Source organism: Streptomyces sp. NPDC052496 (assembly GCF_040679095.1).
In the GTDB taxonomy this organism is placed as follows: Bacteria; Actinomycetota; Actinomycetes; order Streptomycetales; family Streptomycetaceae; genus Streptomyces.
Genome location: NZ_JBFAUH010000015.1, coordinates 60,722 through 82,757, shown reverse-complemented (window position 1 = coordinate 82,757; position 22,036 = coordinate 60,722). Strand labels below are relative to the sequence as shown.

Here is a 22,036-nt window from a genome sequence, read left to right as displayed (position 1 = left end):
GCGAGTAGTGAATGGCGAGCGCGGGGGGGGCGGGGCGGGCAGGGGGTGGGGGCGGGGGGGGAGCCGGGGGGGAGGTGAGCGGGCGCCCGGGTGCGCTGCCGCGGGCGCCCGCCTCCGTCAGGGGCTCAGGTGCCGGGCCGGTTGCTCTCCCGGCTGGGCGCGAGCCGGCGCGCTCAGGTGGACGGGGTGTCCGGAGCGGACGGCGTGCCTGGGGTGCCCGGGGCGGACGGCGTGCCTGGGGTGCCCGGGGCGGACGGTGTGCCTGGGGTGCCCGGGGCGGACGGCGTGCCTGGGGTGCCCGGGGCGGACGGCGTGTTCCGAGTATTCGGAGTATTCGGGGCGGACGGAGTTGTCTCCGCGTCGCTCGGGGCCGCTACTGGGTCGCCGCCTCCGTGCGGGCGGGTGATGATCTCCATCGCGTGGCCCGCCGGGTCGAAGAAGTAGACCCCGCGTCCGCCGTCGTTGTGGTTGATCTCCCCCGGCTGCTTTCCGTGCGGGTCGGCGTAATAGGTGAGACCGGCCTGCTGGATGTGCGCGAAGGCGGTGTCGAATTCGGCTTCGCTCACGAGGAACGCGTAGTGCTGCATGACGATCGACTCCGCCGGGATGGTGGCGAAGTCCAGGGTGACGCCGTTGGTGGTGTCGACCGGGATGAACGGGCCCCATTCCGGGCCGACTTCGAGTCCGAGGAGGTTCGCCAGGAAGGTGGCGGATTCCCGGTTGTCCCGGGAGTGGATGATGAGGTGGTTCAACTGCACTGACACTGTGGAATGCCTCCGTAAGGCAAACTCACGGGCACCTCCATGCCTCACCCGGTCGGTGACCGACACGCGATGCCGTCGCGGCCGATGCTAAGCGGCTCCCCCGGATTCGTCGAGCCGGACCCCGAGAGACCCTCCGGCGCCGTGCGGCTCATGTGCCGGGGCGTGTGACCGCGTGGGCTGCGCCAGGGCGTTTGACCGCGTGGCCGACGATGACGATCTCGACGCCGGCGATGCCCAGGCCGGTCAGGTCCTCGGTGATCAGCCGGTACAGGGCGGCCAGGTCCCGTACCCAGACGGCGACGTGCAGGTTCGCGGTGCCGCTGGTGGCGAACGCGCCGTGGACGGCGGGGTGTCGGGCCAGCGTGCGGCCCACGGTGTCCAGGTGGTCCGGGGGCACCTGCATCATCAGGTTGGCGTCGATGGACAGGCCCAGCCGCTTGGGGTCCACGACCACCTGGGTGGTGAGCCGGCCGTCGGCCACCAGACGGGCGAGGCGGCGCCGGACGGTGGAGGCGGGGTGCCCGGTACGGGTGGCGATCGCGGCGGCCGGGGTGCGGGCGTCGTCGTACAGGGCGGCCAGGATGTCGGCGTCGACGCTGTCGGGCGTCAGACCGGAGGCGGCGGGCCGGGCTGACGGTACGGAGGCAGCGGGCCGGGCCGACGGTACGGAGGCAGCGGGCCGGGCCGACGGTACGGAGGCAGCGGGCCGGGCTGACGGTACAGAAGCGGCGGGATCCGGGGCCAGGGCGGCGCGTTCGTCAGCGGACAGGACGTCGAGGCGCCAGTCGGATGCCTCGGAGAATACGTGCAGCACGGTGGCCGCGGACACGGATGCCACCGCGGGCGTGGCGGGCAACTGCCGGAAGACCAGGTGGTCGCGGGAGCCCGGAGCGGTGAAGGAGATCGCGGAGATCTCGTCGCCCGAGGCGGACAGGTCGATGAAGGGGATGTCCGGGCGGGCGGCCAGGGCTGCGGTGAGGGCGTCCAGCTTGCCCTTGAGCACCTTGATGCGCAGCAGCAGCGCGCCGACCGAATCGGGGCGCGCGGGCTGGGCGATCACTTTCACCGTGCCGTCGCCGATCAGCGCCTGCCACCGGCGGTGCACCGTACGGGGGTTCTCCCCCAGCACTTCGGCAGCCCGTTCCGCGCTCAGCCGCCCGTCGCACTGCAACGCGGCGATCAGACGTTGGTCACGAAGTCCGAGGGTGGGCGACGGCGCGGGCAGGGGGGAGGGAAAGGGGGTGGCGGGGGTGGAGGAGGGGGCGGGATCGCTCGGCTTTCGGGGCACAGGTGACAGTTTCGCTCACTTCTGGGCTACGGAAAGTCCGGGACGGACCGCCGCGGCGCAGGATCGACGGCAACAGCCGCTCCCGCCGCGCTCAGCGCCGGGGCAGGGCCGGACACGGAGGAGAACCCCATGACGTACGCATACGCATCCTTGCTCGCCCCGATGGCAGCCGCCGCTCACGAAGTCGGCGCGCTCCTGGCGAGGACACCGCGCCGCGCCGCCGCGCCCGCCGACTCGATGGCGGAACTGGCCGGCCGTTACCTGGACTTGGAGGCGCCGGCCGTCGCCGTCATGCGCCGGCACCTGGACGCGTTGCTTCCCGGTGTGCCCTGGGCCGAGGAACTGCACGGCGGCAGGAGTCTGAGTACCGAGCCGGGCACCACGACCGCCTCCGTCACCGCCCCGGCCGCGGAGCTGCCGGCCGTGGGGGAGGTGTGGATGGTGGACGTGATCGACGGCGCGGTGCAGTTCATGCAGGATCTGCCGTACTTCTGTGTCAGCCTCGCGTTGGTCCGGGACGGCGAGCCGGTGGCCGCGGCTCTGCACGCGCCGCTGCTCGGTGAGACGTATCTCGCCGCGGCCGGGCACGGCGCCACCCGTAACGGCCAGGCGATCGCACCGTCGGCCAGGACCCGGCTGGAGGCGGCCCTGGTGGGCACCAGCCAGCCGCCCTTCGTCGCGGGGCAGCCCGAGGCCGTGGTGGCGGCCGGCCGGTCGCTCACCGCCGTGCTGCCCGCGGTGGGGGCCGTGCGGAACCTTGGTCCCACCTCGTGGCAGATCGCCGATACGGCGGCGGGGCGGCTGGACGCGTTCTGGGAGTACGGCCGGGACGACGCCAATCTGCTGCCCGGCGCCCTGGTGGCCCGCGAGGCGGGAGCCGTCGTCTCCGACACGGCGGGCCGTCCGTGGCGGGCCGGCGCGTCCGGTTTCCTCGCCGCGCCGCGCGAGCTGCACGGCGCGCTGCTGGAGCTGCTGCGCCGGGACCGTGATCAGGTGGCCGGGCGGGGCGTGAACTCCCTGCCGTCCGAGGCGGGGGCGGTCTCGGTGCAGCCGAACGTGGCGTAGAGGTGGCGGGCGTCACCGTCGGCGATCAGGGAGACGTAGGCACCCGCCGGTGCACGGCGCTCCAGTTCGGCGGCGAGCGCCGCCATGATGCGTTGGCCCAGGCCGTGGTCCTGGTGCCGTGGCAGTACGCAGATGTCGACGATCTGGAAGAAGCAGCCGCCGTCGCCGATGATCCGGCCCATGCCGACGGGTTCGGAGTCGCCGGTCGTCCGCACGGTGACCTGTACCAGGTGTTCGGCAGGCCGATCGCCGCGCCCTCGGCCGACTTGGCGCCGAGGCCGGTCGCCCGGCGCAGCTGCCGGTACGCGTCGGCTGTCGGGACGCCGGGCGTGATCGCGTAACCGTCGGTCTGCGGGGCCGGGGCGCCGGTCCGTTCGCCGTTGCCGTACGGGCTGCCGCCATCGCCCGGGCCACTGCTGCGGCCGCTGTCCGAACCGTCGCTCTGACTGCCGCTCCGGCCGCCGCTCTGACCACTGCTCCAGCCGTCGCTCCGGTCGCTGCTCCGGCCGCCGTTCTGACCACTGCTCCAGCCGTCGCTCTGGTCGCCGCTTTGACCTCCGTACGCGTCGACATCACCGTTCCCCTGATTCATACCTGTCAGATTGGCGGTCTCCCCGGCCACGGCCCCGAAGACCCGTCGCTGACGGCCCGGCGCTGGCGGCCCGACGCTGGCGGCCCGTCGCTGACGGCCCGTCGCTGGCGGCCCGACGGCTGACGGCCCTGCCCCTCAAAGGTCCTCGGGGCCGCAACCCAACTGCCTGGCAAGGCGCTTGCCCGCCTGCCATGATCGGCGCATGACTGATCCGGGGGACACGGCAGCCGTGACGGACGTGACCGAACGCGCTGTGTGGGTACGCGCGGCAGCTCGTAACAACGCCGAGTGGTGCGAGGCGGTCTGCCGCGCCCACGGTCTACGGGGCGACTTCGGCGACAGCGCTTGGGCCAGCCCCCGCCGCACTCCCCCGCTCTACCCGGACGCCGTGACGCTCACCGACCGCGTCAGCACGTCCGCCGGGCTTCTGGACCGGATCGACACGGCGTCTCCCGGGTGTTCGGTCAAGGACAGTTTCGCCTGCCTGGACCTGACCCCGGCCGGCTTCGAGGTGCTGTTCGAGGCTCAGTGGATCCACCGCCCGGCCCACGTACCGGCCCCCACGCCGTCGGTGCCACCCGCCACCCACATCACCTGGGACGTGATCACCTCGCCCGGTGACCTGCCCGCCTGGGCGGCGGCGTGGGGAGCCGAGGCAGGCGGCTGCGGCCCGTTCCGGCCGGAACTGCTCGCGGACGATGCCACCCGTTTCCTGCGCGCCCGTTCCGCCGACGGGAGGGTCCTGGCCGGAGCCGTCGCCACCCTCAGCCGCGACGTGGTCGGCCTGTCGAACGTCTTCACCGCTTCCGAAGCCACGGCTCACGGACTCGATTCCCGGAACAGCTGGGCCGGTTGCCTCTCCGCCGTGGCTGTCCGGTGGCCCGGCCTGCCGGTCGTCGGTTACGAGTCCGGTGCCGACCTGGAGGCGGCGGTGGCGAGCGGATTCCGGCCGGTGGGGCCCCTGCGGGTGTGGTGGCGAAGGTAGTGGAGCCCGCCGAGAGCCGGTTGCTGCCGCAGGTACGTGACCTGTGGCAGACGTTGAGCGCGTCACCCGTGACGTTTCCCCCGCCCGGCAGCCCCCCTGCCGTGGCCGTCTCCCCGGACTCCGCCCTGTGTCCGCCTTCGTGGGTGGGGATCGTGGCGCTCGGATCGTCGTCGGCCATCGTCACCGCCCCGGACCCGGCCACCGCTCACACCGTCCGCACCGCGCTGAGCACCGTCCCTGCCCACGCGCTGACCTGCCCGGAAGCGCTCCGCGCGGTGCTGCCCGCCGCGGACGTCCTGGGTCCGGCCACCCTGGCGTACGCGACGGAGGACACGTTCCGCCCCGTGCCGGACGGTGGTGGCGTGCGGCGGCTGCCGGCCGGGCATGCCGCCGTGGCGGCCCTGTTGCGGGCCGCGGGCCGTACGGACGCGGAGGAGAGCGGCCTGGCGGAGATCACCTCGCCCGCCTTCGTCGTCCGCACGGACGCGAAGGAGCCGTGCGCTGCGTACGATCCGGCTGTCCCGGACGACGCGTACGCCCCGAACGATGCGCCCGGAAACTCCCTCGACACGCCCATCACCGCCGCAGCCGGTTACCGCCGCTGGCCCTGTGGGGTCGCGCACCTCTGTGTGCTCACCGCGCCGGGCCGTCGCGGTCAGGGCCTCGCCCGTCGCGTGGCGTCCGCTGCCACCGCGCACGCGCTCGCGGCCGGTCTGCTGCCCCAGTGGCGCGCCCGCCCTCCGGCTTCGCGGCGCGTGGCGCGGGTGCTGGGGTTCCGGGAGGTGGGGAGCCAGTTGAGTGTCCGGCCGGCAGCGGGCCGGGCGCCGGGGCCACCGTAGGGCTTCCCCTGCACCGGTCCGCCGCCCCACCCGTCGCCGCAGCACCATTGCACTGATCGGTGGCTGCTGGTTAGCTCTTGAGGGCTTCCGGCCGTACGGTGCGGGGCCCGGGGCGGGCGCGGGCGGTTCAGGTGAACGGTCCGTGCACACGGTTCCGCGGAACCTGGACCGGTTCTTCGAGGGGGTGGCCGGTGATGCGCGACGCGACCGGCGGGGACACGGGCTCGGCAGGCTTACCGGACGACACCGGCAACGCGGACGGCGGCGCACGGCACCTCGCCGGGCCGTCCCGGCGCCGTCTCCTGCACACCGGCGCCGCGCTGGCGGCCGGCGTCACGGGCGCGCCGCTCCTCGGCGCCTGCCGGTCCTCGGCGGCCGGCAGTGTCGGTGCCGACGGCAGGATTCTCGTCGAACTGTGGCACGGACAGGCCGACACCGGCCGCAAGGCCGTCCAGGCCCTGGTCGATGATTTCAACCGGCGGCAGTCGCGCATCCGGGTGGACGCCGGGGGCGGCGGGGTGGTGGCCGACGCGATGCTCCAGAAGGTGACGGCGGCGCTGGCCGCGGGCTCGTACCCGGACATCGCGTACGTCTTCGGGGCCGATCTGGCCCGGGTGGCCCGCAGCCCGCGCGTCGTCGACCTCACCGGCACGCTGCGCGGCACCGCGTACTGGCCGCAGTTCTGGGGCTCGGTGCGCGACGCGGTCGAACTCAACGGGCAGGTGCGGGCCGCGCCCGCCGTACTGGACTCGCTGTGCGTCGTCTACAACCGGAAGCTGTTCCGGCAGGCCGGGGTGCCGTATCCCAAGGCGGGCTGGACGTGGGACGACTTCATCCGTACGGCGCGGCTGCTGACCGACCCGCGCCGCGGCACCTTCGGTACGAGCTGGCCCGGCACCGGCGACGAGGACACCGTGTGGCGGCTGTGGCCGCTGGTGTGGGACCTCGGCGGCGAGGTCATCGCCCCGGACGGGCACAGCATCGGCTTCAAGGACGTCGGGGAACAGGCGCTGGGCACCCTGGCGCGGCTCGCCGCCGACCGGAGCGTCTACGTCGACCCCAAGCCGGGCAGCGAGCAGATGCACCAGGTCTTCATCGGCGGCCGGATGGGGATGATGGCCACCGGCCCGTGGGAGCTGCCGGACATCATCGAGGGCAGGGTCGATTACGACGTGGTGGCGCCGCCGACGTACAGCGGCCGGCCGTGCACGATCTCCGGGCCCGACACCTGGACCGTCTTCGACAACGGCCCGGAGCGTTCGCGGGCGGCGGTCGAGTTCCTGCGCTGGCTGGGTGATCCGGCGCAGGACGTGCGGTGGGCGATCGGCGGCGGCAGCCTGCCGCTGAGCCGGGCGTCGGCCGCGCGCCCCGAGTGGCGGCGGTACTCGGCGCGGACCACCGGGCTGCCGGTGTTCACCAAGGCGCTGGACACCGCGCGGGTCCGGCCCGTCCACCCGGCCTATCCGCAGATCTCGCAGGCCGTCGGCGAGGCGGTGGTGGCCGTACTGCTCGGCCGCAGCTCCCCCGCCGACGCGCTGCGTACCTGCGCCGAGAAGGCCGACGCGGCCCTGCTGATCCCGCGATGAGACCGGACGACGCCCCTGAGGCGGCGGCCGGACACGGCCGGACGGGAGAAGGTGTCATGCCGTCAGGACCCCAGGGGGGCCGCGGAACGCCGCAGGAGAGGGCCAGGTCCGGGCGCGCAGCTGTGCGCCGTACGCCGGCCTCCCGCACCACCCCCCGCGCCCTCACCCTCGATCCGCGCCGCGATACCGCCGGCCGGGGCTCCGGGAACCGGCCCCCGGATCCCGCCACGCCCCGCCGGCCCCGTACCCTCGCCGGACGTGCCCGCCGGGAGAACGCCACCGCCTGGGCGTTCATCAGCCCCGCCGTCCTGATCATCCTCGGCCTGGGCATCGTCCCCGTCGTCTGGTCGCTGCTGCTCTCCTTCCGGGCGGACGACCTGGTCACACCGGGGCGCTGGGTGGGCCTGGACAATTACCGGGCGCTGGTGCGGGATCCGGGCTTCCGTACGGCGGTGGGGAACACCCTCGTGTACGCGGCGCTGTACGTGCCGCTCAGCCTGGCCGGCGGGCTGGGGCTCGCGCTGGCGCTCAACCGCCGCATCCGGCTGATCGGCCTCTACCGGACGCTGATCTTCATTCCGTTCGTGATCTCCGCCGCCGCGCAGGGCGTGCTGTTCTTCTTCATCCTCGACCCGCAGTTCGGGGTGGCCAACTCCCTGCTGCACCACCTGGGCGTGTCCCCGCAGGGTTTCCTCTCCGACCCCGGGCAGGCGCTGTACCTGCTGGTGCTGATCTCGCTGTGGAGCGGGATCGGCTTCTGTGTCGTCGTCTATCTGGCCGCGCTCCAGGACGTACCGCCGGAACTGATCGAGTCGGCGCGGCTGGACGGCGCGGGCCGGCTGCGGGTGCTGTGGCACATCAAGCTGCCGTCGCTGACGCCGGTGACCGTCTTCCTGCTGCTGTGGCAGCTGATCACCGCGCTCCAGGTGTTCGACCTGATCTACGTCACCACGAAGGGCGGCCCGCTCGGGTCGACCACCGTCATCGTCTACTTCGTGTGGGAGCAGGCGTTCCAGATGTTCACCGCCGGATACGGGGCCGCCGCCGCGTACGTCCTCGCGGTCGCCCTGCTCGTCGTGGGCACCGCCCTGCGCCTGTACCGGCGGCGCCGGCCGGGCACCGCGCCGGACGGAGCGGTCCGATGAGCGCGGTGCCACGGCGGCCGGGCCGGTGGCGTCCGCCCTTCAGCGCGTGGCGTCTGCCTTTCAGCGCCTGGCATCTGCTGTTGGCGCCGCTGTCGCTGGGGTTCGCGCTGCCGCTGGTGTGGCTGGTGCTCAGTTCGGTGATGACCAACGCGGAGATCAACCGCTTCCCGCCGTCGCTGTGGCCGTCCGGCATCGACCTCGGCGGGTACGACTACGTGCTGGGCAACGCGATGTTCCCGCGGTGGTTCGCCAACTCCTCGGTCGTCGCGGTCACCGCGGTCCTGTCCAACCTGGTGCTCGGTTCGCTGGGCGGCTACGCCTTCGCGCGGATGCGGTTCGCCGGGTCGCGGGTGCTGCTGGGGCTGATGCTGGCGACCATGGTCATCCCGTTCCAGCTGACCATGATCCCGACGTTCCTGGTGATGAAGAACCTGGGGCTGATCGACACGCTGGGGGCGCTGATCGTGCCGTCCCTGGTCACGCCGTTCGCGGTCTTCCTCTTCCGGCAGTTCTTCCTGGCGCTGCCCCGGGAGCTGGAGGAGGCGGCCTGGATCGACGGGTGCTCGCGGCTGCGGGTGCTGTACTCCGTCGTCCTGCCGCTGGCCCGTCCGGCGCTGGCCACCGTCGCCGTACTGACCTTCCTGACCACCTGGAACGATCTGACCTGGCCGCTGATCGCGATCAACCACGACACCCAGTACACGCTCCAGCTGGGCCTGACCACCTTCCAGGGCCAGCACCACAACCGGTGGTCGGCGATCATGGCGGGCAATGTGATCACCGTGCTGCCGGTCCTGGTGGCGTTCCTCTTCGCGCAGAAGACCTTCATCCAGTCGCTGACGTCCAGCGGGCTGAAGGGATAGCCCGCCCCGCTCCCCGCTTCTCTGCCGCCGTCCTTCCCGGAGGTACCCGTGCCCCGCTCCTTCGACCTCGTCGTGATCGGGGACGCCAACCCCGACGTGGTGGTCGGCCCGGTCCCGCGCGCCCTGGAGTGCGGGCAGCGCGAGCAACTCGTCGCCTCCGCGCGCCTGTTGACGGGCGGCTCGGCCGCGATCACGGCCTGCGGCGCGGCACGGCTGGGACTGCGGGTGGCGTTCGCCGGGCGGGTCGGTGACGATGCCGCGGGCGCCTTCGTCCGTACGGCGCTGGCCGGGCGCGGTGTCGACGTGTCGGCCCTGGTCACCGACCCGGAACTGCCCACCCCGCTCACCACCGTCCTCACGCGGGGCGACGACCGCGCCATCCTCACCGCCCCCGGCTGCCTGGCCGCCACCGGGCCGCAGGACGTGCCGGACCGGCTGCTGGCCGACTGCCGCCATGTGCACGCCGGATCGTTCTTCCTGATGCCGCGGCTGGCCCGGTCGCTGGGCGAGGTGTTCGCGCGGGCCCGCGGGCACGGTGCGGCCACCTCGCTCGACACCAACGACGACCCCGCGCGGCGCTGGGACGCCGAACTCCTCACGCCGGTGCTGAAGTTCACCGATGTACTGCTGCCGAACGCGGCGGAGGCACGGGCCCTGGCCGGGACACTGGCGCCCCAGGAGCCGTCCGGGGCGCCGGAGCCCGGTGGCCCGGACGCGCCGCCGGAGCCCGCCACCGGCCCGGCCGCCGCTGCCGCCGCCCTCGCCCGCCTCGGGCCGCTGGTCGTCGTCAAGGACGGCGCGGCCGGCGCGCTCGCCCACGACGGTGTCACCCTCACCCGTACCGCCGCCGTCCCCGCCGACCCGGTGGACAGCGTCGGCGCCGGTGACAGCTTCGACGCCGGTTTCGTCGCCGCGGTCCTGCACGGCATGGACCGGCCCGCGGCGCTCGCCTTCGCCGCCGCCTGCGGCGCCCTGTCCACCCGCGCCCACGGCGGTACGGCGGCCCAGCCCACTTGGGACGAGGCCCGTGCCGCCGCCACCCTCACGACCCGACCAGGGAGCCACGCATGACCAGCACCACCAAGGCCGGCCGCTCCGGCCCCGTGAAGATCGCCTTCATCGGCGCCGGCAGCGTCGTGTTCACCCAGGGCCTCCTCGCCGACCTGCTCGCCTTCCCCGAGCTGCGGCGCGTCCACGTCGCCCTGCACGACATCGACCCCGAACGCCTCGCCACCGCCGAGGGCGCGGCCCGCCACATCGCCGCCACCCGCGACGCCGAACCCGAGATCACCGCGCACCTCGACCGGCGCGCGGCCCTCGACGGCGCGCACTTCGTCATCAACACCGTCCAGGTCGGCATGAACGAGGCCACCCGTACGGACTTCGGCATCCCCGCCCGTTACGGGCTGCGCCAGACCATCGGTGACACGCTCGGCATCGGCGGCATCTTCCGCGCCCTGCGCACCTTCCCGCTGCTGCGCGCCCTCGCCGACGACATCGCCGGACTCTGCCCGGACGCCTGGCTGCTGAACTACACCAACCCGATGGCCATGAACGTGATGTACCTGGACCGGGCCACGCCCCTGCGCCGCGTCGTCGGCCTGTGCCATTCGGTGTACTGGACGGTGCACGACCTCGCCGGGCTGCTGGGCGTCCCGTACGAGGAGGTCTCGTACCTGGCCGCCGGCGTCAACCACCAGGCCTGGGTGCTGCGGTTCGAACGTGCCGGGCGCGATTTGTACCCGCTGCTCGACGAGGCGATCGCCAAGGACCCGCAGCTGCTGCGCCGGGTCCGCGTGGACATGTACCGCAGGCTCGGTCACTACCCGACCGAGACCAGCGAGCACTCCTCCGAGTACGTGCCCTGGTACCTCCACCACGACAGCGAGGTCGAGCGGCTGCGGCTGCCGATCGGCACGTACCTGGACATCATCGAGGAGAACACCGCGGAGTACGAGCGGACCCGGGAGGCGCTGGCCGCCGGATCGCCGCTGCCGGTGGAGGGGACGACGGAGTACGCGCCGCAGATCATCCACAGCATCGTCTCCGGCACCCCGCGCACGGTCTACGGCAACGTCCCCAACCGCGGTCTGGTGGACAACCTGCCCGGCGCGGCGGTGGTGGAGGTGCCGTGCCTGGTGGACTCGCTGGGGGTGCAGCCCACCCGGGTCGGTGCCCTGCCGCCGCAGTGCGCGGCCCTGAACCGGGCCTACGTCAGCGTCAACGAACTGGTCGTACAGGCGGCCGTGACCGGCGATCCGCGGCACATCAGGCACGCGGCGATGGCGGACCCGGCCACCGCCGCCGCGCTGCCCGTCGAGCGCATCTGGGACCTGTGCGACGACCTCGTACGCGCCCACGCCGACCTGCTCCAGCCGGAGCTGCGGGAGGTACTGGGGCACTGAGCCGAGGGGAGGCGGGCCGGGCCCGGCGCCGCTACTGGAGGCCGAGCGCCATCCACTTGCCGGGCTCGGCCAGCGGCTCGAAGCCCACCCGCGCGTACACGTCGTGGGCGTCGCCGGTGGCCAGCAGGATGCGACGCAGGCCGTACGGCGCCAGGTGGTCGCGGATGTGGGTGACGAGGGCCGTGCCCAGGCCTTTGCCCCGGGCCGTGGGGGCGATGTAGACGTCACAGAGCCAGGCGAAGGTGGTGAGGTCGGTGACGACCCGGGCGTAACCGACCTGCCGCCCCGGACCGGACGGGGCGGAATCCGCTGCGTACAGGCCGAAGTTGAGCGATCCGGCCACCGCCCGGTCCTGGCGCTCGCGGGGGCGGCCGAGCGCCCAGTAGGCGTCGGTGGAGAGCCAGTGGTGGATGAGGGCCAGGTCCAGCCGGTCCGGGTCGGTGGAGACCTCGTAACCGGCGGGGATGCCGTCGGTCACGGGCTCGGGGGCGATGTCGCCGCGGGTCGTGTCGTTCATGCCGGGAGGCTGGCAGAGGACGCGGCCGGAGTCGAACGCATTATCTTCCGCCCCGCCCGTCGCACTCACCCGCCGCCCGCCACCTCCTCGTACGCCGCGCGCAACCGCCGCGCCCCCTCGCTCAGTTCGGCCGTCCCGGCGGCCGAGGCGAACGTCAGGCGCAGGTGCGGGGCCGGGGGCTCGGCGGCGAAGTACGGGCGGCCCGGGGCCACCGCGACGCCCGCGCGCAGGGCCGCGCCGGCGAGCGCTTCCTCGTCCGTACCGTCGGGCAGGCGCAGCCAGAAGTGGTAGCCGCCGGGCGGGACGATCCGCACCCCGGGGCCGGGACCGGACGGTTCCGTAGCGCCGAAGCGCATCCGGAGCGCCGCAGCCAGCGCGTCCCGGCGTACCGCCAACTGGCCCGATATCGTGCGCAGGTGGCGGCTCCACGCCGGGGAGCCCACCAGCTCCAGGGCCGCCTCCTGGAGGGGCCGGGGGACGAAGAAGCTGTCCACGACCTGGATGGCGCGCAACCGGTCGAAAACCGGACCGTGCGCGGCGAGCGCGCCCACGCGCAGGCTGGGCGAGGTGGCCTTGGTCAGCGAGCAGACGTGGACGACCGTGCCGTCCGGGTCGTCGGCGATCAGCGTGGGCGGCAGCGCAGGCGCGTCCTCGTGGACGAGGCGGCGCGCGAAGTCGTCCTCGACCACGAAGGCGCCGGCCGCGCGGGCGATCCGCAGCACCTCGGTCCGGCGTCCGGCGGCCAGCACGGCTCCGGTCGGGTTCTGGAAGAGCGGCTGGCAGACGAAGAGCCGGGCCCCGCTGGCGCGGAACGCCTCGGCCAGCAGGTCGGTGCGTACCCCGTCCGCGTCCATCGGCACGGGTACGGGGCGCAGCCCGGACGCGCGGGCGGCGGCCAGCATGCCCGGGTAGGTCGGCGACTCGACCAGCACCGGCGCGCCCGGCGGGGCCAGTGCCCGCAGCGCCGCGGTGAGCGCGCTCTGCCCGCCCGCCGTCACCAGTACGTCCGAGCCCGCGAGCGCGCCGCCGGGGCCGCCGATCTCGCGCGCGAACCAGGCGCGCAGTTCGGCGACGCCTTCCATGGGCGGCCGGCCCCAGGCCCCGGGGCGGCGTCCGGCCCGCGCGAGGGCGGCGGCGAGCGCGCGCTCCGGTTGCAGGGAGGGGTGCAGGTAGCCGCCGTTCAGCTCGATGACGCCGGCGGCGGGGGCGGCCAGGGTGGCCAGTACGCCGGAGGCGTCCACGCCGCGCGGCGCGTGGTCGTCGGCGGCCTCCGCGCTCAGCGCGATCTCCTGCCAGGAGGTGTCCACCGGGCGGGCCGGCGGCCGGGCCTCGGCGCGGAAGGCGCCGGCGCCGGGCCGGGTGACGACCAGCCCTTCGGCCGCCAGCTCGGCCAGGGCCCGGGAGACCGTCACCGGGCTCACCCGGTGCCGCTCCACCAGGGCACGGCTCGACGGCAGCTTCTCGCCCGGGGAGTAGCGGTTGAGGCCGTCGCGCAGAATGGCGGCCAGTTCAGCGACGCTGCTACGCTCGTGCATGAGAGATCACGATAGCGCTACTCCGGGTTCGACGATAGCGGTGAACGCACCGGGCGGCGTCCGCACCGCCGAAGCCGGCGGCCCGACCCCGGAGGGCGTCCGGCCGGCCACCGCGGCGCCCGCCGCCACTCCCCCCGGCGCCACCGCCCCCTCACCCGCCCCCGCCGCCCGCGGCACCCTGCTCGCCGCTCTCGGCGTCGCCTCGTTCTCCCTGACGTTCCCCGCCACCGCCTGGGCCCTCGAAGGCATGGGCGCCTGGACGGTGGTGACCCTGCGCAGCGTGCTCGCCGCCCTCGTCGCCGGCTGCTGCCTGGCCGTCTGCCGCGTCCGACTGCCGGAGCGCAGGCACTGGGCGGGGCTGGCGGTCGTGGCGGCCGGTGTCGTCCTCGGCTTCCCGCTGCTGACCACCCTCGCGCTGGAGACCTCCACCACCTCGCACGCCGCGGTCGTGGTCGGCCTGCTGCCGCTGACCACCGCCGCGTTCTCGGCCGTACGGACCGGTGCCCGGCCGTCGCGTACCTTCTGGGCCGCGGCGCTGGCCGGCGCGGCCGTCGTCATCGGCTTCGCCGTCCAGCAGAGCGGCGGTGCGCCGAGCACCGGCGACCTCTACCTCTTCGCCGCGCTCCTGGTGTGCGCGGCGGGCTACACCGAGGGCGGCCGGCTCGCCCGCCACCTGCCCGGCTGGCAGGTGATCGGCTGGGCCCTGCTGCTGGCCCTGCCGGTCACCGTGCCCGGCGCGGCCCTGGCGCTGCTCGCCGAACCGCCGCACCTGACGGGGCACGCGGTGGCGGGCCTGCTGTGGCTGGCCCTCGGTTCGCAGTTCCTCGGCCTGGTGGTCTGGTACCGCGGCATGGCGGCCGTCGGCGTGTCCAAGGCCAGTCAGCTCCAGCTCGCCCAGCCGCTGCTGACGCTGGTCTGGTCCGTGCTGCTGCTCGGCGAACAGCTGCCGCTGGCCGCCCCGGTCGCCGCCGTCGCCGTCCTCGTCTGCATCGCGGTCACCCAGCGCTCGGCCGCCTGACCGGCAGGTGGCCGAGGACCGCCCAGGTCCCCCGTACGGTGGCGCGTTCCACGGGTGCATCGGCGGGGCCCGGCCGTAGACTTGCCGCCACGGAACAGTCACCCTCCGACCGACTGACGAGGAGGCCGTAGCCGATGAGAGCCAGTGTGGGAGACCGGCTGCTGGTGCACGGCAGGATCGTGGGGCAGCACGACCGGACCGCCGAGATCATCGAAGTCCTGGGGGCGGACGGCACCCCGCCGTACCGCGTGCGTTTCGAGGACGGCCACGAGACGCTGATGTCGCCGGGCCCGGACACCGTCGTACGGCACTTCACGGCCGACGCCCAGGAGTAGCGGCCCGGCCGCCGCCCCGGAGTCGGGGCGTCGGGGCCCGGCCGCCGGTCACGCGGGGCGCGGGGGCCGGACCGGCCCGTGGTAATGGTCGGCGACGACCCGCGCCATCGCGCCGGTGCGGTCCTCGGCCACCTCCTTCGCGGAGAAGAAGAGGTGGCCGCGCACCTGCGGGTACCCGCGCGCCAGGGTGAGGTGGCGGGAGAGTTCGGCGGGGTCCTGCCAGGCGGGCGGCTGGCCGGGCGCGCCCGCCTTGTACAGGGCCTCGCCGATGCACAGCTGGACGCGGGTGCCGGCGACCGTGCGCGACCACCAGGGCAGCAGCTTGGCGTAGTCCGCGGCAGGGAAGCCGATGTTCCAGTACACCTGCGGCACGATGTAGTCGATCCACTCCTCCCGCACCCACCTGCGGGTGTCGGCGTAGAGATCGTCGTAGGTCTGCACGCCCGCGCGGGTGTCCGAGCCCTCCGGGTCGGTGGCCTGGTTGCGCCATATGGCGAAGGGGCTGATGCCGAACCGTACGGGGCGGTGGTGCGTACGGCGCGGCCGGCGGCCCCTGCCGCGGCCGGGCCACCGGCCGCCGCCCGGCGACCGCGCGTCCCGGACCCGCTCCCCCGTCTCGCGCACCAGCCGGTCGATGTTGTCGCGCCGCCAGTCCGCGCGGGTGGCGAAGCCTCCGCCGTACTCCTCGAACGCGGCGTCGTCGTCGAAGGTCCGGCCCGCCACCGGGTAGGGGTAGAAGTAATCGTCGAAGTGGACGCCGTCGATGTCGTAGCGCTCCACCGCGTCCAGGATCGCGTCCTGCACGAAGGCGCGGACCTCGGGCAGGCCCGGGTTGTAGTACAGCTTGCCGCCGTACGGCACGGCCCAGTCCGGGTGCAGCCGCGCCGGGTGGGTGGGCACCAGTCGTGTCGGGTCGGTGTGGTTGGCGATGCGGTACGGGTTGAACCAGGCGTGCAGTTCCAGGCCGCGGCGGTGGGCCTCGCGCACGGCCGAGCCGAGCGGATCCCAGCCGGGGTCGCGGCCCTGGACCCCGGTCAGGTACTCCGACCAGGGCTCGTACGGGGACGGCCACAGCGCGTCGGCCGTCGGCCGTACCTGGAAGACCACCGTGTTCAGGCGGCGCGCCACCGCCGCGTCCAGGTAGGCGCGCAGTTCGGCCTGCTGCGCGGCGGCCGGCAGCCCCGGCCTGGACGGCCAGTCGCGGTTGGCGACGGTGGCCAGCCACATGCCGCGGAACTCCGGCCGGCCGCCGTCCGCCTCGCGGCCACGGGCCGCCGCGCTCCCCGGTGCCGGTGCCGCGGCGGCCGCCGAGAGGGCCGCGACCGCGAAGGCTCTTCGTGTGATCCGTCTCATGCCGGGCCCCCAAAGTGTCCGGAACGTCCGTCTCAGGACAACAGAATGCCCGCCCCTGCCCCCGCTGCACAGCATCCCGCGGAGTAACGTCGGGGCCGAGGCGGACGCCGGGGCCCTGCCGCTGACACGGACGGCCCCGCGCGCCCCCGCCGGACCCCGAGATCAGCGAAAGGCACGATGTGACCGACATCGAACGCGTCGGAGTGGTGGGCTGCGGCCAGATGGGCGCCGGTATCGCCGAGGTGTGCGCCCGCTCCGGCCTGGACGTGATGGTCGCTGAGACCACCGGCGAGGCGCTGGAGCTGGGCCGTACGCGGCTGACCAACTCCCTCGGCAAGGCCGCCGAGCGCGGCAAGATCACCGTCGCGGAGCGGGACGCGACGCTCGGCCGGCTCAGCTTCACCACCGACCTCGGCGAGTTCGCCGACCGCGACCTCGTCATCGAGGCGGTCGTGGAGAACGAACAGGTCAAGACGGAGATCTTCCAGGTCCTCGACCAGGTGGTGACCCGCCCGGACGCGATCCTGGCCTCCAACACCTCCTCCATCCCGCTGGTGAAGCTGGCCGTCGCCACCTCCCGCCCCGACCAGGTCATCGGCATCCACTTCTTCAACCCGGCGCCGGTGCAGAAGCTGGTCGAGCTGATCCCCGCGCTGACCACCGGCGAGGAGACGATCAAGCGCGCCGAGGCGCTGGTCCAGAACGTCCTGGGCAAGCACGCGATCCGCGCCCAGGACCGCTCCGGCTTCGTCGTCAACGCGCTGCTGATCCCGTACCTGCTCTCGGCGATCCGGATGTTCGAGTCCGGCATCGCCAGCCGCGAGGACATCGACAACGGCATGGAGATGGGCTGCGCCCACCCGATGGGCCCGCTCAAGCTCTCCGACCTGATCGGCCTGGACACCGTAGCCTCGGTAGCCGCCTCCATGTACGAGGAGTACAAGGAGCCCCTGTACGCCGCTCCCCCACTGCTCGCCCGCATGGTCGACGCGGGGCGCCTCGGGCGCAAGACGGGGTCGGGGTTCTACCCGTACTGATCCGCAGCCCGCGGTACCACGGCGCGAGGGCCGCTCCCCCACCCGGGAGCGGCCCTCGCGCGTCATGCCACGGCAGCACCGTCACCGCCGTGTCCCGCGCTTGGCCATCGAGCCCGTCACCAGCCAGATCACTCCCAGGATCACCGCCCCCGCGGCCCAGAGCATGATCAGGAACCAGACGCCGACGGCCGTACCCGCGTCGTTCACGTCCTGGCACAGCCGGAGCGCGTCGCCGGTCTGCGCGCCGCAGTCCTCCGCGTCACCGGCGGCGTTGAGTCCCGCGATCAGCCAGATCAGCATGAGGACGTTGAAGGCGAGCACCACCCACGTCATGATCCGCCAGTGCGGACGCCAGGACCGGTGCGGCCGGTCCGCCGGAGGCGGCGGGGTGGGAGCGGCCCACCCCTGGGAGGGGTGTGTGGTCATGGCGCACCTCCCAAATCGTGCTTAATGCACCAATACTTGGACGTTACGCCCCTACTCGCCGGTCGCCTAGAGCGGAGCCCCGGCCGCGCACCGCACGCCCCACCCCCGCGTAAGGGCGGACCCGACCCCCCGAGCCCGCCCTTTTCCGCGTCGCCGGTGTGATGCCCGCGACCGTGTGTGCCGCCCGCCGTCCTTTCGGTCCCCTGAGTGGCGTCCCCCGTTGTGGTCCGCCCGCCGCTCGGGGGAAAGACGGCGGGCGGACAACCGGCCGATGGGCGCCCGTCCACCGGCAGCGGCCCCCGTTGGAATCCAGCGTCGGCCTTGCGGGGCCCGGCCGGGACCGTGTGAACGGGGCCTCTTGTGGTGCGCGGTTCACACCCCGTGTGAAGTCCGCACTCCCTCGGGGGCCGTCACGGCGGGTGACTTCACACGGGGTGTGCGCGGCAGACCCGCATATTCGTCCCGCACACGCTCCCGCGGTACGTGCCGAGGCAGTTGACTGGTGCGCGTATGGACAACGAAGTCCCGCCCGAGAGAGGAAAGAGGAGCGGACCGTGACCGCCCACCCCGAACCCGACCTGGTTGCCACCGATACGGCGGAGTTGAGACGCTGCCTGGATGTGCGGACCGCACGTGTCGACGGCCAACTCGCGCTGCTCGCGCAGCGCTCCGAACAGAACGAGCGTGACGCGGGCGACCTGCAGGCCCGCGTCACGCGGTTGGAGCACGGCCGCTGGCCGCTGCCCTCCATCGCCGCACTCACGGGGCTCGCGGCGCTGGCGATCGCCGTATGGCAGGCGATGGGGCGCTGAGGCCGGCGGGCCGGCGGCGCACCGGACGCGCCGCGGCCCGGGTCACCCCAGCCGGATGTGATGCAGCAGCAGCAGAGCGGCCGCCATGTTGGCGGCCGGCACCTCCCCTCGCGCGATCATGTCCGGTACCAGTTTCAGGGGAACCCACTCCCGTTTGTCGGACTCGAAGTCGTCCTCGGGATGGCCCACGTACGCGCCCCGGTCGGACCAGAAGATGTGGTGCCGGGCGTCCGTGAGGCCGTTGGACGGCTCCACGGAGAGGAGGTGTTCGAGGGGGCCGGGGCGCCACCCGGTCTCCTCCTCCATCTCCCGGGCGGCCGCGGCGGCGATGTCCTCGCCGTCCTCGACCACCCCTGCGGCGAGTTCCCATCCCCAGGTGTCGGTGATGAAGCGGTGCCGCCACAGCAGCAGCACCTCGTTGGCCTCGTTGACCACTGTGGCCACGGCGACGGGCCGCAACCGGATCAGGAAGTGATCCAGGTGGCGGCCGTCGGGGAGTTCGACATCGGCGAGGTTGACCCGGAACCAGCGGTTCTCGTACACGGTCTGCTCACTGAGATTCTTCCATCGCACGTAAGTGCCACCTTCCGCCGTTGAGCCGGCAAGGTGACACGGGCCGGCCTCACAGTGGAACGCGCAGCGCCTCGTCGATCAGATCGGCAGCTTCGTCGGTGGCGGAACCTCCGGTCTCGGCCAGGTGCTCGCGCACCGCCCGCAGCCGGTCCCGTAACCGCTGCGACTCCATTCCCCGCGCCTGTTCGGTCATCTGCGCGGCGTTGGCCACAGCCTGGTCCGCGTCCCCTTGGCGCAGCTCGATATGGGTGAGCATGGCCAGCCGGTGGACCCGGCCCCGGTCGTGCGCGGGGGTGTCGACGGCGGCGTCCGCGTGGGCCCGGGCGGCCCGCAGGTCGCCCAGGCTCAGCAGTGCCTCCGCCACTTGGACGTTCACCAGGCCCGGCTGGACGTAATCCGTTTCGTCGGGTTCCTGACCAGGGCGTATGCGCTCGGCCGCGGCCTCCGCCCGCCGGATGCAGGAGAGCGCGCTGGCGCCGTCCCCCAGGCGTGCGTACGCCTTGGCCTGCATGGCGTAGAGATCCGCCGCGAGCGCCGGGGTGATCTGCGGCCCCGCCGCCCGCAGGGCCGCCTCCGCGAAGGCGACCGCCTGGCGGTACTCCCGTACGAACAGGGACTGGTTGACCAGCAGCGCGATGACGTACGCGCCGAGCCCCCGGTCCCCGCTCGCCTTGGCCAGCCGCAGCGCCTGGTGGAAGTAGCGCTGGGCCAGCCCGAGGGCGTCCGAGTCGTACGCACAGATTCCCGCGACGGCCACCAGTCCGCCGGTGGCCCGGTGGAGCTGGCGTCCCGTCGCGTCGGTGTAGCTGCCGCGCAGCAGCGGCGCCGCCTCGGTGTTGAGGAATCCCACGATCCGCGTTCTCGTCGCGATACCACCCGCCTTCCGGTACATCTGCTCGTAGTGCGTACGCGCCGCGCGGAGCATTTCGATGTCCGCCATGGAGACCCTGGTCAGGCCCTGCCGGGACACGTCGGAGTCCTCGGGCGGGTTCTCCCACTCCCAGACGGGGATGACCGCCGAGGTACCGGTGAGGGCGGGGGCGGACAGGACGTGGGGGCGCTGCTGTTCGTCGGAGCGCCACAGGGCGGTGGCCCGTTCGACGAAGCCGGAGAGCGGCGTGTCCGGGGCGCGGCGCACGCCCGGCCGGCTCAGTCCGATGTCGTCCAGGCCCACCGCCCGGTGCAGCCGCTCGCTGAGGACTTCGCAGATCAGGTCGGGTACCTGGCCCCGTGGCCGCTGGCCCTTCAGCCACCGGGCCACGGCCGTGTGTTCGTAGCGCAGCGCGAGGCCGCGCTGCCGGCCGAGCTGGTTGACGTGCAGCGCCAGTCCGGCGTGCGAGATGCCTGCCTCGTCGAGGATCGCGTCGAGCAGGCTGTTGGGCTCCATGGTGCCCTCCTGACGGGGCCGCCCCGCCCGCCGGCCGGGACGGCCACTCGTAGACTTGTCGACTCAACTCCCCCTGCGATCAGCGTAATGAAGCACCCTTCACACGGGGTGTGAACCGGTCGCGCCCTGCTTCACTCCGCCCGCCCTGCCCGGACACGCCCGCGCGCCAGGGCCGCCGCGTCCGCCTGGGCGGGTACCCGCAGGCGGTCGTTGCACAGCACCAGCAGCGCCACGTCGTCGCACAGCCGCCCGCCGGAGTGGCGCAGCAGCGCGGCCCGTACGTCTTCCACCAGCGCGGCGGCGCGGCAGTCCCGGACCGAGCGGACACTGTCGTCCAGCGCCCGCGGCAGCGGGAAGAACGTGCCGTCGGCGTCCCGGGCGTCCGTCACCCCGTCCGTGTGCAGGAAGATCGCCTGGCCGGGCAGCAGCGGCGGACAGTCCGTCAGCGGCAGCTCGGCGGGGAGCGGGAAGAGGCCGAGCGGCGGCATCGGTTCGCCGGGCGCGTCCGGCAGCGCGCCGCTGCGGCTGAGCCGGTACGGCCACGGGTGCCCGCAGTTCAGGGTCCGTACGGCGCCGTCCCGGGCGATCTCCACCAGCAACAGCGTCACGAACTCCTCGGAGAGCGGGTTGTCCGGCTCCCCGCCGCCCGCCGACGGGTGCTCGGCGCGGGCCCGCTCGCGCAGGTGCCGTTGCAGGGCACGCTCCAGACGCCGCAGCACACCGCCGAGGTCCGGCTCGTCGTGGGCCGCCTCACGGAAGCTGCCGAGCACCGCGGCGACCGTGCCCAGGGCGCCCAGGCCGTGGCCGCGCACGTCGCCGATGACGACCCGTACGCCGTGCCGCGTGGCCACCACGTCGTACAGATCGCCGCCGACCGTCGCCGCCTCGCCCGCCGCCAGGTGGTCAGCGGCGACCACGATGCCGTCGACGCGCGCGGGCAGCGGACGCAGCAGCACCCGCTGCGCGGCCGTCGCCACTTCCTTCGTACGCTCCAGTTCCCGCAGCAGGCGCAGGCGGCGTCCCGCGGTCAGATAGCTGGCGGCGACGACCACGAGAACCGCGCAGCAGGTGCCGACACGGGTGAGGGTGTGCACGCCGGGGGACGTCCCGAACGGGAGCAGCGCGAGCAGGGCGCACAGGCCGCCGAGCACGACACACTGACGCCGGCCGGTGCCGGCGCAGGCTATGGCGGGGGCCGCGGCGAGGAGCTGGAGGAACTGGCCTTCGGCGGAGGTGCACAGCTCCCAGAGCAGTACGCCGAGCACCCACAGGCCGGGCAGCACGAAGACGAGGGCCCGCCGGAGCCGCGCGGCCCGCGGCAGGCACCCGCCGTCCCGCCGCGCCCAGGTTCGGATCATGCCGATGCTCCCCCAGCAACCATCGAGGCGGTCGGCCCTGCCCTGAGACCTGTCGTCGACGTCCCGTGCCCCTAGGGCCGGCTACGGGAGTGCGACGGCATGCCCTTGCCCCGCGGCAGACCCTCTGTCTGAGCAAGCCGCATCGTCCGATGA

The 22,036-nt window shown here is 73.7% G+C and carries 20 protein-coding genes and 2 pseudogenes; 12 read left to right on the top strand and 10 right to left on the bottom strand.

Features of this window, described 5'->3' with window-relative positions:
• Positions 1-386 precede the first annotated feature (386 nt).
• Both AB0L45_RS20945 and AB0L45_RS20940 read right to left on the bottom strand, forming a co-directional pair.
• A pseudogene (locus AB0L45_RS20945) lies at positions 387-764 on the bottom strand (VOC family protein); the annotation flags it as partial.
• 148 nt (positions 765-912) lie between these two features.
• Entirely contained in the window at positions 913-2,052 is a 1,140-nt protein-coding gene (locus AB0L45_RS20940) for an AsnC family transcriptional regulator (protein WP_365841980.1), read from the bottom strand.
• A gap of 129 nt (positions 2,053-2,181) precedes the next feature.
• Between AB0L45_RS20940 and AB0L45_RS20935 the strand changes: the two genes are divergently transcribed.
• Positions 2,182-3,117, top strand: coding sequence for an inositol monophosphatase (locus AB0L45_RS20935; RefSeq protein WP_365841978.1), 936 nt, complete (start codon positions 2,182-2,184; stop codon positions 3,115-3,117).
• On the opposite strand, the pseudogene AB0L45_RS20930 reads toward AB0L45_RS20935, so the two are convergent.
• Positions 3,042-3,451 (bottom strand): annotated as a pseudogene (locus tag AB0L45_RS20930) (GNAT family N-acetyltransferase). The gene AB0L45_RS20935 and the pseudogene AB0L45_RS20930 sit on opposite strands and share 76 nt — an antisense overlap.
• Before the next feature lie 460 nt (positions 3,452-3,911).
• Here AB0L45_RS20930 and AB0L45_RS20925 point away from each other — a divergent pair.
• The 7 genes from AB0L45_RS20925 (at position 3,912) to AB0L45_RS20895 (ending at position 11,532) form a co-directional block, all read left to right on the top strand.
• Entirely contained in the window at positions 3,912-4,694 is a 783-nt protein-coding gene (locus tag AB0L45_RS20925) for a hypothetical protein (protein WP_365841976.1), read from the top strand.
• Positions 4,682-5,533: a GNAT family N-acetyltransferase gene (locus AB0L45_RS20920; RefSeq protein WP_365841974.1), complete on the top strand. Its 852-nt coding sequence runs from the start codon at positions 4,682-4,684 to the stop codon at positions 5,531-5,533. Before AB0L45_RS20925 ends, AB0L45_RS20920 begins: the two co-directional genes overlap by 13 nt.
• Before the next feature lie 194 nt (positions 5,534-5,727).
• Positions 5,728-7,119, top strand: a complete 1,392-nt coding sequence (locus AB0L45_RS20915) for an extracellular solute-binding protein (RefSeq protein ID WP_365841971.1) — start codon at positions 5,728-5,730, stop codon at positions 7,117-7,119.
• A gap of 122 nt (positions 7,120-7,241) precedes the next feature.
• The gene (locus tag AB0L45_RS20910; RefSeq protein WP_365841969.1) at positions 7,242-8,264 is read left to right on the top strand and encodes a sugar ABC transporter permease; all 1,023 of its coding nucleotides are present in this window, start codon (positions 7,242-7,244) and stop codon (positions 8,262-8,264) included.
• A complete protein-coding gene (locus AB0L45_RS20905) occupies positions 8,261-9,127 on the top strand; it encodes a carbohydrate ABC transporter permease (RefSeq protein WP_365841967.1) in 867 nt (288 codons plus the stop codon). Before AB0L45_RS20910 ends, AB0L45_RS20905 begins: the two co-directional genes overlap by 4 nt.
• A gap of 48 nt (positions 9,128-9,175) precedes the next feature.
• Entirely contained in the window at positions 9,176-10,198 is a 1,023-nt protein-coding gene (locus AB0L45_RS20900) for a carbohydrate kinase family protein (protein ID WP_365841965.1), read from the top strand.
• Positions 10,195-11,532 (top strand): alpha-glucosidase/alpha-galactosidase, encoded by a 1,338-nt coding sequence (locus AB0L45_RS20895; RefSeq protein ID WP_365841963.1) that lies wholly within the window; start codon positions 10,195-10,197, stop codon positions 11,530-11,532. The genes AB0L45_RS20900 and AB0L45_RS20895 overlap by 4 nt, the downstream gene beginning before the upstream one ends.
• A 31-nt stretch (positions 11,533-11,563) precedes the next feature.
• Here the strand turns inward: AB0L45_RS20895 and AB0L45_RS20890 are convergent, their stop codons facing one another.
• Entirely contained in the window at positions 11,564-12,049 is a 486-nt protein-coding gene (locus AB0L45_RS20890; protein WP_365841961.1) for a GNAT family N-acetyltransferase, read from the bottom strand.
• Between the two features lie 65 nt (positions 12,050-12,114).
• Positions 12,115-13,584 (bottom strand): PLP-dependent aminotransferase family protein, encoded by a 1,470-nt coding sequence (locus AB0L45_RS20885; RefSeq protein WP_365841959.1) that lies wholly within the window; start codon positions 13,582-13,584, stop codon positions 12,115-12,117.
• On the opposite strand from AB0L45_RS20885, the gene AB0L45_RS20880 reads away from it, so the two are divergent.
• Together AB0L45_RS20880 and AB0L45_RS20875 are read left to right on the top strand one after the other, a co-directional pair.
• Positions 13,583-14,602, top strand: coding sequence for a DMT family transporter (locus tag AB0L45_RS20880; RefSeq protein ID WP_365841957.1), 1,020 nt, complete (start codon positions 13,583-13,585; stop codon positions 14,600-14,602). The genes AB0L45_RS20885 and AB0L45_RS20880 overlap by 2 nt on opposite strands.
• Before the next feature lie 134 nt (positions 14,603-14,736).
• A complete protein-coding gene (locus AB0L45_RS20875) occupies positions 14,737-14,937 on the top strand; it encodes a DUF1918 domain-containing protein (protein WP_030017679.1) in 201 nt (66 codons plus the stop codon).
• Between the two features lie 48 nt (positions 14,938-14,985).
• On the opposite strand, the gene AB0L45_RS20870 is transcribed toward AB0L45_RS20875, so the two are convergent.
• Positions 14,986-16,290, bottom strand: coding sequence for a family 10 glycosylhydrolase (locus AB0L45_RS20870; RefSeq protein WP_365841955.1), 1,305 nt, complete (start codon positions 16,288-16,290; stop codon positions 14,986-14,988).
• 179 nt (positions 16,291-16,469) lie between these two features.
• On the opposite strand from AB0L45_RS20870, the gene AB0L45_RS20865 reads away from it, so the two are divergent.
• On the top strand, positions 16,470-17,327 hold the full coding sequence (locus AB0L45_RS20865; RefSeq protein WP_365841953.1) for a 3-hydroxybutyryl-CoA dehydrogenase: 858 nt from the start codon (positions 16,470-16,472) through the stop codon (positions 17,325-17,327).
• A gap of 81 nt (positions 17,328-17,408) precedes the next feature.
• Here the strand turns inward: AB0L45_RS20865 and AB0L45_RS20860 are convergent, their stop codons facing one another.
• Positions 17,409-17,753 carry a hypothetical protein gene (locus AB0L45_RS20860; protein ID WP_365841951.1) on the bottom strand — a complete coding sequence of 115 codons (345 nt, stop codon included), beginning with the start codon at positions 17,751-17,753 and terminating at the stop codon, positions 17,409-17,411.
• Positions 17,754-18,307: 554 nt separating this feature from the next.
• Here AB0L45_RS20860 and AB0L45_RS20855 point away from each other — a divergent pair.
• The gene (locus AB0L45_RS20855) at positions 18,308-18,565 is read left to right on the top strand and encodes a hypothetical protein (RefSeq protein WP_365841949.1); all 258 of its coding nucleotides are present in this window, start codon (positions 18,308-18,310) and stop codon (positions 18,563-18,565) included.
• Positions 18,566-18,607: 42 nt separating this feature from the next.
• Here AB0L45_RS20855 and AB0L45_RS20850 read toward each other — a convergent pair whose 3' ends face one another.
• The 3 genes from AB0L45_RS20850 to AB0L45_RS20840 all read right to left on the bottom strand — a co-directional run bounded on the left by AB0L45_RS20850 (position 18,608) and on the right by AB0L45_RS20840 (position 21,883).
• Positions 18,608-19,138, bottom strand: coding sequence for an NUDIX domain-containing protein (locus AB0L45_RS20850; protein WP_361156361.1), 531 nt, complete (start codon positions 19,136-19,138; stop codon positions 18,608-18,610).
• A 49-nt stretch (positions 19,139-19,187) separates the two neighbouring features.
• Complete coding sequence (locus AB0L45_RS20845; protein ID WP_365841947.1) at positions 19,188-20,525, bottom strand: transcriptional regulator; 1,338 nt, start codon at positions 20,523-20,525, stop codon at positions 19,188-19,190.
• Between the two features lie 131 nt (positions 20,526-20,656).
• The gene (locus tag AB0L45_RS20840) at positions 20,657-21,883 is read right to left on the bottom strand and encodes a PP2C family protein-serine/threonine phosphatase (protein WP_365841945.1); all 1,227 of its coding nucleotides are present in this window, start codon (positions 21,881-21,883) and stop codon (positions 20,657-20,659) included.
• Between the last annotated feature and the right edge of the window lie 153 nt (positions 21,884-22,036).

Excerpts from the sequence above, each read along its gene's own strand:
- AB0L45_RS20870 (WP_365841955.1), bottom strand. The coding sequence starts at position 16,290 with ATGAGACGGATCACACGAAGAGCCTTCGCGGTCGCGGCCCTCTCGGCG.
- AB0L45_RS20925 (WP_365841976.1), top strand. The coding sequence starts at position 3,912 with ATGACTGATCCGGGGGACACGGCAGCCGTGACGGACGTGACCGAACGC.
- AB0L45_RS20880 (WP_365841957.1), top strand. The coding sequence starts at position 13,583 with ATGAGAGATCACGATAGCGCTACTCCGGGTTCGACGATAGCGGTGAAC.
- AB0L45_RS20935 (WP_365841978.1), top strand. The coding sequence starts at position 2,182 with ATGACGTACGCATACGCATCCTTGCTCGCCCCGATGGCAGCCGCCGCT.
- AB0L45_RS20860 (WP_365841951.1), bottom strand. The coding sequence starts at position 17,753 with ATGACCACACACCCCTCCCAGGGGTGGGCCGCTCCCACCCCGCCGCCT.
- AB0L45_RS20840 (WP_365841945.1), bottom strand. The coding sequence starts at position 21,883 with ATGATCCGAACCTGGGCGCGGCGGGACGGCGGGTGCCTGCCGCGGGCC.
- AB0L45_RS20890 (WP_365841961.1), bottom strand. The coding sequence starts at position 12,049 with ATGAACGACACGACCCGCGGCGACATCGCCCCCGAGCCCGTGACCGAC.
- AB0L45_RS20845 (WP_365841947.1), bottom strand. The coding sequence starts at position 20,525 with ATGGAGCCCAACAGCCTGCTCGACGCGATCCTCGACGAGGCAGGCATC.
- AB0L45_RS20875 (WP_030017679.1), top strand. The coding sequence starts at position 14,737 with ATGAGAGCCAGTGTGGGAGACCGGCTGCTGGTGCACGGCAGGATCGTG.
- AB0L45_RS20905 (WP_365841967.1), top strand. The coding sequence starts at position 8,261 with ATGAGCGCGGTGCCACGGCGGCCGGGCCGGTGGCGTCCGCCCTTCAGC.
- AB0L45_RS20885 (WP_365841959.1), bottom strand. The coding sequence starts at position 13,584 with ATGCACGAGCGTAGCAGCGTCGCTGAACTGGCCGCCATTCTGCGCGAC.
- AB0L45_RS20915 (WP_365841971.1), top strand. The coding sequence starts at position 5,728 with ATGCGCGACGCGACCGGCGGGGACACGGGCTCGGCAGGCTTACCGGAC.
- AB0L45_RS20895 (WP_365841963.1), top strand. The coding sequence starts at position 10,195 with ATGACCAGCACCACCAAGGCCGGCCGCTCCGGCCCCGTGAAGATCGCC.